This is a genomic window from Paraburkholderia sp. BR14320, from assembly GCF_040948665.1.
GTDB lineage: Bacteria > Pseudomonadota > Gammaproteobacteria > Burkholderiales > Burkholderiaceae > Paraburkholderia > Paraburkholderia youngii.
Map to the genome: position 1 here is coordinate 501,668 of NZ_JBFPKG010000001.1, position 13,916 is coordinate 515,583.

Annotated in this window: 6 protein-coding genes; 5 read left to right on the forward strand and 1 reads right to left on the reverse strand. The window is 62.6% G+C overall.

Going from position 1 to position 13,916, the window contains the following annotated elements:
- Positions 1-138 precede the first annotated feature (138 nt).
- Positions 139-2,109, reverse strand: coding sequence for a transglycosylase SLT domain-containing protein (locus AB3X89_RS02305; protein WP_368581608.1), 1,971 nt, complete (start codon positions 2,107-2,109; stop codon positions 139-141).
- 693 nt (positions 2,110-2,802) lie between these two features.
- On the opposite strand from AB3X89_RS02305, the gene AB3X89_RS02310 reads away from it, so the two are divergent.
- The 5 genes from AB3X89_RS02310 (at position 2,803) to AB3X89_RS02330 (ending at position 13,890) form a co-directional block, all read left to right on the forward strand.
- Complete coding sequence (locus AB3X89_RS02310; RefSeq protein ID WP_368581609.1) at positions 2,803-3,591, forward strand: BMP family ABC transporter substrate-binding protein; 789 nt, start codon at positions 2,803-2,805, stop codon at positions 3,589-3,591.
- A gap of 417 nt (positions 3,592-4,008) precedes the next feature.
- Positions 4,009-4,944, forward strand: coding sequence for an ATP-binding protein (locus AB3X89_RS02315; protein WP_368581610.1), 936 nt, complete (start codon positions 4,009-4,011; stop codon positions 4,942-4,944).
- A gap of 930 nt (positions 4,945-5,874) precedes the next feature.
- Positions 5,875-6,549, forward strand: a complete 675-nt coding sequence (locus AB3X89_RS02320; RefSeq protein ID WP_368581611.1) for a response regulator transcription factor — start codon at positions 5,875-5,877, stop codon at positions 6,547-6,549.
- 737 nt (positions 6,550-7,286) lie between these two features.
- On the forward strand, positions 7,287-13,706 hold the full coding sequence (locus AB3X89_RS02325) for an autotransporter outer membrane beta-barrel domain-containing protein (RefSeq protein WP_368581612.1): 6,420 nt from the start codon (positions 7,287-7,289) through the stop codon (positions 13,704-13,706).
- Positions 13,672-13,890, forward strand: coding sequence for a hypothetical protein (locus AB3X89_RS02330; protein WP_368581613.1), 219 nt, complete (start codon positions 13,672-13,674; stop codon positions 13,888-13,890). Before AB3X89_RS02325 ends, AB3X89_RS02330 begins: the two co-directional genes overlap by 35 nt.
- Positions 13,891-13,916 lie beyond the last annotated feature (26 nt).

Here is a 13,916-nt window from a genome sequence, read left to right on the forward strand (position 1 = left end):
CCGGCCAGGCGCGGGGGCGGATGAAAGCGCCAGATTTATCACGAAAAGGACGAATGCCCCGAACTGCAGTTACCTTCGCCCACGTACCACAATGGCTCTTTGTTTTATCCGTGCGGTCAGCGGGGAAGCGTTGCTATGTCACCGGGGCTCGATATGACCAAGCAGCTCCATCAGCGAATGCGGGCGGCCATCAAACAACGCCGCGTAGTAGACCGTGTTCGACAACACATTCTTGACGTAGTCGCGGGTTTCGTTGAACGGAATAGTTTCCGCGAAAATCGCGCCTTCCACCGGACGCGGGAGGTTGGCCTGCCACTTGCGCGGGCGTCCAGGGCCGGCATTGTAGCCGGCGGTCGCGAGCACGGCCGAACGGTCAAGCTGGTTGTAAATCATCGACAGATAATACGTGCCGAGCTGGATGTTCGTGTCGAGCTCATTCATCCTCGCCCGCGAGAGCGGACCGAGCCCGATTTTCCTCGCGACCATCTCCGCGGTTTCCGGCATCACCTGCATCAGGCCGCCTGCGCCAACCTCCGAGCGCGCACTGATGTTGAAGCGCGACTCCTGGCGAATGAGGCCATATGCCCATTCGATATGGGACCCGTTGGACTGCGCATCTCGCTCGACAATCGCGCGGAACGGCGCCAGATAGCGCAGCGAAAAATCATGCTCGGTCTGCGTCCTGTCGGCGGTGCTCACAGTCCGGTCGTAGAGCTCGATGCGGCGTGCGTACTCGGCGACTGCGAGCAGTTGCCGGTCGGTCATGCCGCGCAACTGCCAGTTCCACTCCCGGTTGCCTTCCGTGCGCAGGTTCAGCGCATAAAAACGTTTTGCCAGTTCGAAGCCCGGTGTCTGGCTGGCCTTCTTAACTTCTTCGTCGGTCACTTTGATCTGTGGCGGAATCACGATCTGCTGGCCGAGCGCCTCGGAGGCCAGTTGGCCATAGAAGGTATAGGTTCCCGCGATCTTCCCGAATTCCTGGTTCGCCGCTGTCACCTCGCCGGCCTGCTTCAACGCGCGTGCGTACCAGTAGACCCACGGTGGTTGTGAGCGCAGCGCGGCCGGCATCTGCTCGATCGACCAGCGCACCATCATCCAGTCTCCTGCCAGCAGCGCGCTGCGCGTGCGCCACTCATAGGCCTGGCTCGACAGGGGCGCGTTCGCCGACAGCCGGTACCAGTCCACCGCGCCTGGCAGCTGCCGGGTCGCCGCCTGATAGGCAATCGTGCCCCAGCCGATAGCGCGTTCCGCCAGGGTGAGCGCCGGTGCGATCGCGGTGAAGATGGCTGCGGCCGCTGCCGGATCGCTGGCCGCGACCTGGGTGATGGCGAGCAGCGCGAGTTGATGGGACGCCGAGTCCATCGGGACGCCTTTCGCCAGCAGCACGCGCGGCTGGTTCCTCGCCTGATCGAGCCGCAGCGGATCCGGGCGCGCCGTGCCCAGCGCATCGACCAGTCCGCCACCGGTCCTCGTCGCGCCCTGTTCATAGGCCTCGCGAATCTTCTGCCAGACATCCTCCGAAGTGAACTGGTGATTACCGTCGAGCGCGGTGATCAGATCGACGCAGCCGTCGCCGTACCACTTCGGCTCGACGAGCAGCGCGCGCGCCGCGTCGGCGACGTTTTCACCCCGCGCGGCGCGCGACTCGAGCGCATAGCAGTTCACCTGCGTGTCGTCGTTCAGGACGAACAGTGAATATTGGGAATCGAAATCCTTCCAGTCGTGGCGGGCGCCCAGCACGCGCAGGTAGTCGTTGCGCAGACGGTCGGCAATCGCCTGTCCGTCGTAGCGTTGCAGAAACGATAGCACCGGTACGTCCGGCGCATCGAGATTCGCATGCCCCGCGCCGATGAACAGACGCGGCTTGATCTGAAAATAGCTGAGATAAGCCGGCGCCGGATAATTTCGGATCAGGCTCGCCAGCTGCGCGGCACGCTCGGGATCGTTGTCGCGGGCGGCGTCACGCAACTTGATGAAAATCTGATCGTCAGCGGAAAGCGAGGAGAGTCGGGTGGGGTGTCTGGCCACCGCCGTGCCAGACACGACGAACGTCGCGGCGGCAAGGGCAAAGCCGATCGCGCGAGACGCCCGGTGACGTCGTGTGGACATCGCTGTTCTTACCTTGTTTTAGTGCAGGAAATTGAGCCAAAGCTTAGGCCGCAATTCGGCGAAGCGAAGCTTCGAAAAAGACTGGACCCAGCCCGCAATTCGGCGCTTTGCGAGCCGGATGGTTGCCTGCAGCAAGCTCGCGGAGGGGTGCAACCTGCGTACAAAGAAAGCCGTGCGCTGGATCACCACGCCACTTCATCGCGTTCTCGCGAGATCGTGGCGGGGGCGCCGTCTCACGCATCTAATTCCAGCCTAATTCTCAAGGGGGAGAATTCGTTGCGCAGCACCTCCCGAGCGCTGTAACTTCAGCTTGGTGTGGATTAGCCGCAGCCCGAGTCTAAAAATCTCAACTACTTAATTGTCATGGTCGGTGACCTTATCTGAGTGGAAAGCAGTAGCCCATTTCGCTTAACCTGACAAAGCCGGCAAAAACCCACAACCCGCTGTTGGTGCGACAAATCGCTCTTGACGTTATCTTCCGCGCCTGCATAGACTTTGGACGTATTCAGGTCAGTTCTGCGGAACATTCGACTATCTGAGGAAGCGCATAGAAATCCTGCCCGAATGAAACCGGCCCCCGTCAACGAGCGACGTCGCGTTGCCTGTTCGCTGCTCGCACTGTCTGCGTTCGCCCCGACCGCACTCCGAGGCGCGACGCATGCATCCGTTGCAGGCACGGTTAGCAGATGGCCCGTGTTGCTGTTCATTCCCTTCGCCGGAAGCGATCTCGGATTCAGCGAAGCCGCATATCGCGGCTACCTCCAGGTCCGCCACGACGGCTACCGGATGACCGTCGTGCGCGATGCCGACAGTCTGGGTGCCGCGCGAATTCTCACGGTTATCGGCCGCCACTACACGGCAGGTGTACGCGGTTTCATTCTGGCAGGCGCTGAGTTGAGCGCAGTCACCGCAACGGCCGCAGCACAATACCCGCAAGCCTATTTCGCGACCTTGTCGGGTAAGGCGAGTGGCCCCAACGTCGTCAACTATTGTCTCGATTGCAAGAGCCTCGGTGGCGCGCTTGCTGGTGCTGTTGCCGCGAGCGTGTCGAAGACGAAGACCGTCGGCTTCGTCGGCGGCGTAGAGTCTGTCGACGGTACGGAGGCGCAAAGCTTCAGGCAGGCCGTACTTGCCAAGGCGCACGACGCAACGGTTCTGATAGATTGGGTCGGCAACTGGGGTGACCGCCGACGCACGCAGCAGTTGACCGTGCAGCAGATCGACGCCGGTGCCGACGTACTCGTTGCAGATGCAAATGACGCGGTGATCGTCGCGGCCGCCCGCCATCCGCGCGTCCGCGTGATCGGCTGGATGGCCGATGCATCGCGTCGGTACGGAAACGTCGCAGCGAGCGTGATCATCGACACGGGCATCATTTTCCGGCGTTTCGTCGATGGAGTGGTCGCGGGCCGATTTGAGGGCGGCGACTACCCCGTCGTCGATACGGACAATGTCTGGAAGATTGTGTGGCCGCACGGGTAACCGCTGATATACGCTGAACTCGATCGCATGAGCTCGTTGAAAAACCAGATTACTGTAACGTTGATCGTACTGGTCACGGCAGTCGGCCTCATCGATGCGTATACGTCGTATTGGCTGTCGCGCAAGCACATCGGCGAACTGCTCGACGTACACTTACAGGGCGCCGCTATCTGGCTGTCCGCCGGCAACGTCGGCGCGATAGGCTCACACGGTCCGCCGCAGCACTCCGTCGACGGCTTTGTCGGGCAAATCTGGAGGAGCGGCGACGCGGCGCCAACGGATAATACCGATCCGGAGCTGCTATTCGATCGCAATGCGCCGGACGGATATTCGATCGAGCGTATCGGCGGGCATGCCTATCGCATTTACACGTTGAGAAAGGCCGACGGCCAGTACACGTACCAGGTCGGACAGCCGGTGGCGTTCCGCGAAGAAACAGCAAGGCATGCCGCGCTCGAAAGCCTGATACCCACGCTCATCCTGATTCCACTCGTCTGGCTCGCTATTCCGTTTGTCGTCAACGCGGCGTTCGCGTCGCTGTCGCGTGCAGCGGCGCAGTCGGAGTTAGTCGGCATCCGGCATCTCGAGCCTCTCGATATATCGGGCGTGCCGGACGAGGTACGACCGTTCGCGGCTTCGGTCAATCGGATGATTGCCCGGCTTCAGGTTGGTATCGACGCTGAGAAACGATTCGTCGCCGATGCCGCGCACGAGTTGCGCACGCCTATCGCTGCGATGCAGCTCCGCGTCGACAACCTCGTCAACGCTCCCGACGAGGCGGCACGCTCCGAGCGTCTGCGCGAATTGCGCGAGGCCATCGCTCGAGCGTCGACGATGATCCGACAGCTTCTCTCGCTAGCGCGAGCTGATGCACAGCTCGATCTGACAGCAATCGAGACAGTGGATCTGTCCCAGTTGGTTCAGAAGCTCGTCGCGGATTTTCTGCCGGTTGCGGATGCACGCTCGATCGATCTTGGTGTAGGGAAGTTCGAGAGCGCGCAAGTTGAAGCGCGTGAAGGAGAATTGCGTATGGCCGTGCGCAATCTGCTTGAGAACGCACTGCGCTATACGCCTGCCGGCGGAACCGTCGACATCGATCTGTTCCGAAGCGCCGACGACGTGGTGGTGCGCGTGACCGACAACGGACCGGGCATTCCGGAAGCGTCCCTGGACCGGGTGTTTGATCGCTTCTTCCGTCTGCGTGCGGAGGATTCGGAAGGTAGTGGTCTCGGGCTTTCGATCGTCAAATCGGTCGTGGCGAAGTACCGGGGTTCTATTTCGCTTGCAAATCGCAGCGATGGACACAGTGGTCTGATCGCTACAATCGTTCTGCCGGCGCGCGGCACTATGTAGGAGAGTGGGCCCTGAATGGCACCCGGTCACGGGTTTCGGTCGGGAAGCGGCGCAACGCTAATTCTCATCAAATAGGCACCGTACATACTGGCATTGTGACTACGTTCCTGTCAGGTCGCCTTCTCTGAGCAGCGAGTTGCTTGCAGCTCTTTTGGTGATGCCTGCGATCAGTGCGATTGCAATAGCGACTTGCGGCGAGCGCTTTGGAGATGTTCTAAGGATTATCGCAACCCTTCACAGTACATCTGTCGATCAATGGAAATGGATCGAATACTTGAAGACATAAGAAGATTGGAATGGGTTTCTGACGTTGCTTTGATGTCACGTGTCGGGGAGTAGCGTGATCGAACGTCGGTAGACGCCAATCATCGCGGCGAGGGAAGGACACTTTGGCGGCGCAGCGGGCGCATGCATAGGTCGCCTGACTTCATCCGCAGCCGTGCATCGCGACCGACCCCATTTAATAGGCCCGAGGAAGGGCCGTTCCGTCGATTCTCATTCCAATCTAATTCTTAGGATCTAAAATATTTCCTGAGACGAAGATTGCGGATTGGCGGGCTGAAAAGCCCCGGTGCAGAGTGGATTCCGGGAGTTATTGCGAGGGAATCCCTAGCGCAAGATCGTCGCCTACGCGAGAGGGACAACATGCTTAATGTGTATTTACTGCCCGTCGATTCCGAGGATAGTGAGTGTTCAGCCACCTGTGGAAATCCGGGGCGATACAGCTTCATCAGTTCCGGCATTCTCGAGTGGTTCAGGAAGGTTTTCCCGCGGAGAGCTAATTCGCCTGATGCGAAGCTTCCGAACTCTTGAGAAAAACCGGCGCATTACGCATGAATCGCAAATCGCTCAGGCGAGAAACGCGCCCGCGGAAGAATGTTCCTTGCCCTGCGCCCAACGACAACGCTCCATTGCCGTGGACATTGCACTATGCGAGTGCTCATAGTCGAAGACGACCTGCAGATCGGTCAAAGTTTGCTGCGCGCGCTTCAGGATGCGGAGTACAGCGTCGACTGGGTCCGCGACGGCAATGCCGGCAGCGCGGCCATCGCTGCCGTTGAATATACGCTGGTCTTGCTCGATCTTGGTTTGCCCGGCATGGGCGGCATCGAATTGCTGAAGGCGGCGCGTGAGAAGGGGAGCAAGGTACCCATACTGATCCTGACCGCACTTGACGACCTTGACGCCCGGGTCCAAGGGCTCGATTTCGGCGCTGACGACTACGTTCTCAAGCCCTTCCACCTGCCCGAACTGCTCGCGCGGATTCGTGCCGTGTTGCGTCGCAGGGCAGGCTTTGCGTCGTCGCGTCTAGGCAATGACACGTTGAACCTCGATCTCGACAAACGAACTCTATGCTGCAACGGAGTGTCATCCGTTCTGTCGGCGCGCGAATTCGCATTGATGTTCGCGTTCCTTGAGCGCCCCGGCACTATCCTTTCGCGAGATCAGCTCGAGGGGAAGCTTTATGGTTGGGGTAAGGAAGTCGAGAGCAACGCGGTCGACGTGCTGATCCACGGTGTACGCAAGAAGTTTGGACAGTCTGTGATTCGCAACGTGCGTGGCCTCGGCTGGACTGTGACGCTCGGCGAATCGCCCGAGGTGTGACCGCGCGTTTCGGCTATGTTCCCGTACGACGGCGATGTCAATTTTCCGGGCTCTTGTTGGCGGAAATAAAGCGAATCTCCAAATATTCTTCTTCGGCGCACTTGTGATGATCGGAGACCCCCGAAGAAAAGCATAGTTCTGCGGCGCTCAGGAAGCAGCCATTCACATATCGAATCGTGCTAATCCATACTTTCGTCAACACTACGCCGTTGCCGGTCTTGCCGGCCGATGTTCAGCAGAACACCTTCGCCCGGTCACCATAGAACACCAACCGGCTTGCCATAGCGCGACGCCCGTAGTGGAAGCGGAGTCCCAGGCTCGAAATTCGCGCCGCGCTCTTCAGCTCCTCGATATTCGCATTTTTGTTCCATTGAACAAAGCCCGGCTAGCGGCACCTGATGTTCCCTCCTACTAATAGTTATCTAAGTTATCACGCGCACTATGCAACTTAAGCGCAACGGATTGATGTCTTTTCAAACGCGCATTGGGTGCCTCGGCACGCTGGATCGTGAGATTTATTATGAAAGCATTTAACCATATTAAGTCGCTTTTAAGTTTCATGATTATGTGACCATGCCTCCGCCGAATTATTCCGGCGAAAGTTAGAAATTAATCATCTTCCTGTGCAGCGCTCAATTTCGTAGGCATCACTTGCGAGTGCCGGCTTGCGGTCATTCGTCGTGTCCAGAAATCGGATTTTGTCCGATCGAGCCGGGTCGCCAGTAAAACCAGTCTCTGTGCGACTCGCAGACAGATTCGATGTCTTTTCAAAAGACTGGAACCAGTTGCACCTGTTATTGCGACAGAACCGAATGAGGAAGTTCGTGTACATATTCAAGCATTCATCGCATTGTGAGTCTGCGCGGACATTGACGTCGGCGCCTTGTTTTGAGGATTGCTGCGGCCGCAAGCGTCGGACCGTGGTTGCCTTGGCCTCTGCCGTAACGTCGCTTGCCGCGCTGTTTGTTCCGGTCGCTGTGCGAGCCCAGTGCAACAGCAGCGCCAACCCGGCGCTGCCTGCGGCGCCGGCACAGACCAACTTTTCCAATCAGTCGTTTGGCGCAGCGCCGCTTCCGCAGTACTACCTGAACGCCGCGGGGCAGGCGGGATGCAAAGGCGCCGACGACGGCTCTTGGAACGGAGTGGGCCAGGATGGCTTCGCTGGTCAGTCGGGTGGTTCCTTTAACAGTGTCAACAGCGGAATTACGGTGAAGGGGGGATTCGCGCCGACCTTCATCAGCCCCACGATGGGAGCGGGATGGTCCGTCGACGGTGGTGATGGTGGTGCCGGTGGACAGGGCGGTTATGACGCCAATGGCTCCGCCCACACGGGAAACGGCGGGGCGGCAGGCAATGGCGGCGCGGTCTCCGTGCAGTTTAGCGGCACGGTTGGTCCCGACCCGAAAGGTGTCCTTCCGGAAGTTGCGCTCGACGTGCAAGCCAATGGCGGCACCGGCGGAGTGGGTGCCGTGTCCAATGCCCAAGGTACTGAGCCGCTCTACGGCGGCAACGGCGGAGCAGGGGGGCGGGGTGGTCAGGCAGCGCTTAACGCCTCCGGCAGCATTCAGTTCTATGGTGTCGGCCTGCGAGCGTCCGCCCTGGGCGGGACCGGCGGGGTAGGTGGCAACTCGCCCACTCCGGGCGATTTGGTTGTAGAAGGCCATGGAGGCAAGGGCGGCAACGGCGGCGCCGGCGGTACCGCGACGCTTGCCTTTCAGAACGGCAGTCTGACCGCCAGCACCCCGGCAGGCCAGATCTTTCCGATGCAGGCCGACGCCGATGGCGGTACGGGCGGCAGCGCTGGTGGCGCGTACGGTGGAAGTGGCAGTTTTGGCGGGACCGGCGGCAACGGAGGCAACGGCGGCACAGCGAGCGCGGAACTGGGCAGCGGTGGCCATATCGTGTTCTCCGATCAGATGCAACCGGCGAATAGTCGGTATCAGCCGGGCAGCGGCGTAACCGCCAAGGCGAACGGCGGAGCGGGCGGGGGCGGTGGCACTGCCATCGACGGCTCATTCCGCAACGAGGGTGGTGTGGGCGGCAACGGCGGAATTGCCCGCAGCGCCAGCGCCACCGTCCTTGGTTCCATCGATTACACCGCGAATGTTCCGGCCGGGCAGTCTGCTACCGGGTTGATCGGGGGTGAGGGGGTGCTGGTGCAGGCCAATGGAGGCGCCGGCGGTATCGGTGACGGCGCCCAGAGCACTGTCGTGGGTGAAGGCGGTGATGGTGGTAAGGCAGGCGCTGGCGGGGAGGCTTCGCTGACCCTTGGAGACGCGGCGAACACGGCGACGATTAAAACGAACGGCCCATATACACATGGCGCGTTGGTGCAAAGTGTCGGAGGCGGCGGGGGCAATGGCGGTAGTGTCAGCTTCGCGCTGGCCGGCACGGGCGGTGCAGGTGCCGCGGGCGGCGATGGCGGCGCGGTCACGGTGAACTCGGACCACGCCCTTGTCACGGTCGGCAGTCAATCAGGCGTAGGCAGCATCCCGCTGATCGCGCAAAGCATCGGCGGTGGCGGCGGAAGCGGCGGTGACGCCAGCGGCTTCACCGCTGGCGCGGGCTTCGAGATCGGCGGCAACGGCGGCCAGGGCGGCAATGGCGGCGCGGTGAAACTCACGCTGGGCCAGAACAGCGTGTTTGGCAGCCTCGACCAGAGCGGCGGAGCCGGCATCCTTGCGCAAAGCATTGGCGGCTCCGGCGGCAATGCCGGCAGCGCGACGTCGAGCGGCGGGGGGCTGATCACCATGGTGATCGGCGGTGATGCCCACGGTGGCGGCGCGGGCGGCCAGGTCACCGTTGACAACGGCGCACTCGTCACGACCTACGGCGACCACGCAGCCGGTATCAAGGCTCAGTCGATCGGCGGCGGTGGCGGCAATGGCGGCAACGCTACAGCGTTCACCGTCGGCGGCCCGCTGTCGAGCTCGGTTGCCATCGGGGGACAAGGCGGCGGAGGCGGCGCGGCCGGCGCGGTGTCGCTGACCAACACGGGGCAGGTCGTTACGTATGGTTCGGACGCCGAAGGTGTCGTGCTGCAAAGTATCGGCGGCGGCGGCGGCTCCGGCGGCAGCGCCACGGCGCGTGCCGTTGCAGCATCGGCCAGCCCAAATATTCCTTCGATCAGTGTCAGCGCCGCTATCGGCGGCGCCGGCGGGACCGGCAACACCGGCGGCAATGTCACGCTTGATAATTCCGGCCTGATCACCACTGCGGGCGACAGCGCGACCGGCGTTTTCGCGCAGTCCGTCGGTGGCGGCGGTGGTACGGGCGGCGACGCAACCGCCGCGTCCTACTCCGCGTCGCATGCCAAGGGGGCGTCCCTGTCGGTCTCCGTGGCTCTCGGGGGCAGCGGCGGCAGCGGCGGCACGGGCGGCGCCGTCAACCTCGAAAACTCAGGGCTCGTCGCAACCCTGGGCCAGGACGCCCATGGCGTGTTCGCACAGTCAATTGGCGGTGGCGGCGGCAATGGCGGAACGGGCGATGCCTCGGCAACGGCGGCTAACGCCAAAGCCAGCTTCAGCGCGTCAATCGCGGTGGGCGGAACGGGTGGAACGGGGGGGACGGGCGGCACGGTCGGCCTGACCAACGACGGTTCGATCGCGACGCGTGGCGACGGCGCCGATGCCGTGTTCGCCCAGAGCGTGGGCGGCGGCGGCGGCGCAGGCGGCGGAGGTACCGCTGCGGCCAGCGGCGGCAAGGATGCCATCGCCGTGGGTGTTGGCGGCAAGGGTGGCGTCGGCGGCGACGGCAACACGGTGACGACGACCAACAACGGCAACATCGTCACCCGCGGCGCGGCCTCGACCGGCATCTTCGCGCAAAGCGTCGGCGGCGGCGGGGGCAAAGGCGGCAAGGGCGCGGCGGCCGCGGGCGGCAGCGGCGGCCTCGACACGATCTCCAACGCCCAGACGCTGTTTGGCATTCTGGGTCAGGGCCTCGGCCTCAACCAGAACGTGCAGAACCTGGGCAACAACATCCTGCAGGTCGGAGTGCTCGGCGAAAAAATCAAAGCGACTTATGGTGACCTGGAAAAACTTCTCACGCAGCCGGACGGGGTATCGAAAGTTCTGGGCACCGTGAACCAGATCAGCGTCGGCGTGGCGGTCGGCGGCAGTGGCGGCGCGGGTGGCCTGGGCGGCGCGGTGAACGCCAGCAACACCGGCGCGATCGGCACCTATGGCGCGCAATCCCACGGCATCTTCGCGCAGAGCATTGGCGGCGGCGGCGGCAGCGGCGGCGCGGCGAATTCGACCGGCAAGTCGAATAATGATTCGAAGGTGCAGGCCGCGGTCGCCGTGGGCGGCAGCGGTGGCGCGGCGGGCTCGGGCGGGGCGGTGAGTGTCGTGCAGAAGGCAAATGGTGCAGTCGAGACGCAGGGGGTGGAAGCGTTCGGCGTGTACGCGCAGAGCGTAGGCGGCGGTGGCGGCAACGGCGCGATGTCGGGGGCGGTCAGCGGTTCGCTGAAAAGCCTGTCGATCGCCGTGGGCGGCAATGGCGGAGGCGCCGGGAATGGTGGCGACGTGAGCGTCAGCAACGGCGGCACGGTCACGACACTTGGCAAGCACAGCGTCGGCATCCTCGCGCAAAGTATCGGAGGCGGCGGCGGTGTCGTGACGACCGCGAGCAGCGATGAGACGTTCGATCCTTCCAAAGCCGTCCAGAATCCGCAGGGACGGATCGCCGACATCTACGGGGTGACACTGAGCTTCGGCGGTCAGAACGGCAGTTCGGGAAATGGCGGCGGCGTCACTGTCAACACGCAAGGCAACGTGACGACGAGCGGGCTCGACGCGCACGGTATCGTCGCGCAGTCGATCGGCGGCGGGGGCGGGTTCGTGGCGGGCGGACAGATCAACACGAACACGAACGCGCTCGTTGGCGCCGGCGGCGCGAGCGGCAATGGCGGCAACGTTCTTGTCGTGGACACCAATCACACTGTCTCTACCACCGGCGACGGTGCGTATGGGATCGTCGCACAATCGATCGGCGGTGGCGGGGGCTTTGCCGGCGACCCGTCCGCCCCGAACTACTACGGTGACAATACGGGCGGCGTGGTATTTGCCAACAGCGGCAATGGCGGCACCGTCAACGTCATCGTGGTAGACGGCGGGAAGGTCGTGACGACCGGCCGGTACGCGCCGGCAATCTTCGCGCAATCGATCGGCGGTGGCGGTGGTCTGGTGGCCTCCAACTACAACTCAAGCCCGCTCGGCCCGCTGCATGATGTGGCACGTGGCAGCGCGGGTGGCGCCGGCGTGGGCGGCCTGGTCGCCGTCAACGTCAGGGATAACGACACGGTCATGGCCACAGGTGTCGGGTCCGCCGGCATCCTCGCGCAAAGCGACGGCCAGAAAGGCGGGCAAATCTCGATCCACCTGGCGCCCGGGTCGAAAGTCATAGGCGGCACGACCGATCCCAATTTCCGGACCTCCTCAATGGGGGGATTGGACCCGGAGTTTCGCGACGCTGCCGCCGTCCGTCTGATCGGCGGCAATAACAACATCATCACCAACCAGGGCACCATCCAGACCTTGGGCAAATACGCGATCCTGGTGGACCCCACGTTGTATGGCGAGGCGTCCGCCACCACCACGGTCAACAACTCCGGCACTATCACCGGTGACATCCACGTCCTTGGTGGCCCCGGCAACAGCGTTGTCAACAATCTGCCCGGTGGCGTTATCGACACACCGGCCACGCTGAACGTCGGAGGCGGCACGGTGAACAACGCCGGTACGCTGAAAGTCGGCGGCGCGAAGTCGATCGGCAATACGATTCTCACCGGCAATCTCGTGCAGAGTTCGACTGGCACGCTGAACGTACAGATCGATCCGGCCAACAAGCGGTCCGATCTGCTCAACATCACGGGTACCGCCGCGCTTGCCGGCAAGGTGCAGGCCGATCCGGTGAGCTATCTGAAGAGCACGAGCACCGTGCTGTCGGCGGCCGGCGGAATTCGGCCGGATACGGCGCTCGCGGGTTTTTCCACGCCGGTCTACCGCTTCACGCCGCTGGTGCAGGGCAACACCGTCGCGATCAAAACCGATGCGGACTTCGTCGGTGCGAGCAAGGGGGCTTCGGCCACGCAGCAGAGTGTCGCAGCCAATCTGGACCGGTTGTGGAACAGTGCCGATCCTACCTTTGCTCCCATCTTCGGAGCCTTCGGTAGCGCCGGTAGCACAGCGGGCTATGCCCAGACGCTAACCGCCGTTTCCGGCCAGGAGTTGCTCGGCGTTGCCGCTGCACGCTACCAGTCCAGCCAGGCATTCTCGCGCTCCGTCTTCAGTTGTCCAGAGTTCGGCGACGACGACACCACCGTGAGAAAGCAGGGCTCCTGCGTGTGGTTCCGCGCCACGGGTATGTGGGAAAACCGCAGCGCCGACGCTTCGTTCCCAGGTTTCGGCTGGCAAGGTACGACGATGAAAGTCGGCGGGCAGGTCCAGCTACAGCCCGGCTGGTTCCTCGGTGGCGCCATCGGCTACGAGACCGACCGTTTCACCGGCAACGACAACCTGACGAGCGCCAACGGCAATGCGCTTCTTGGCGTCGTCGCGCTCAAGCACGAGGTCGGGCCGTGGACTTTCAGCGGTGCGATGGACGCGAGCTACGGCTGGTTGAACAGCTCGCGCGTGATCCCGAGCGCCAATGCGGTGGCGACCGCCTCGCCCAATTCGTTCAATCTCGGAATGCACATGCGCGCGGCCTATCAGATTCCGTTCGGCCGTTTCTACCTGGAGCCGGCGCTCGACGGCGACCTGAACTACATCAATCTCCCGGGCTACACGGAGAGCGGTGCGGGCGCGCTCAACCTGAAGGTGAATAGTGCGAACAGCGTCATTGCGACCGGCACGCCGAATCTGCGGATCGGGACGCGCGCGCAGATAGGGTCAGCGACAGTCGACGCTTATGTCGGCGCTGGGGTGAGCTTCATTGCAGGCAATAGCTACACGACCAACGCGTCGTTCGCCGCTGCCCCGGGTTTCGGCAGCTTCACCAATACGCTCACCAATGCGCACGTTGCAGGCAAGTTTTCCGCTGGGGTAGAGGTCTATACGACCAAACGTCTCGATGTGCGTCTGGAGTATGACGGCGTCGTTGCCGCGCACGAGGTCGAGAATGGCGGCCAGATCCGGTTCAAGTACCGGTTCTGAAAACCTCCGGGACCCGGACAATGCAGCAAAAGCCATAAAGCGTAGTTGGATTGATGACCAGGATGCGCTGTCGCAAATCCGGTTCGGGTACCCAGTGCGCAAGTTGATTCAACACGCGCGCGTCGTCGACGTGACGGAATGGGCTTATGGCGGTCGATTTTTCGCCCGGCTCTCCTTGGTTTGAGTACAGGAAAGCGCACCGGGCGGCGC

Bases quoted from the DNA above. Each gene is read 5' to 3' on its own strand.
- AB3X89_RS02320 (WP_368581611.1), top strand. From the start codon at position 5,875: ATGCGAGTGCTCATAGTCGAAGACGACCTGCAGATCGGTCAAAGTTTG.
- AB3X89_RS02330 (WP_368581613.1), top strand. From the start codon at position 13,672: ATGGCGGCCAGATCCGGTTCAAGTACCGGTTCTGAAAACCTCCGGGAC.
- AB3X89_RS02305 (WP_368581608.1), bottom strand. From the start codon at position 2,109: ATGTCCACACGACGTCACCGGGCGTCTCGCGCGATCGGCTTTGCCCTT.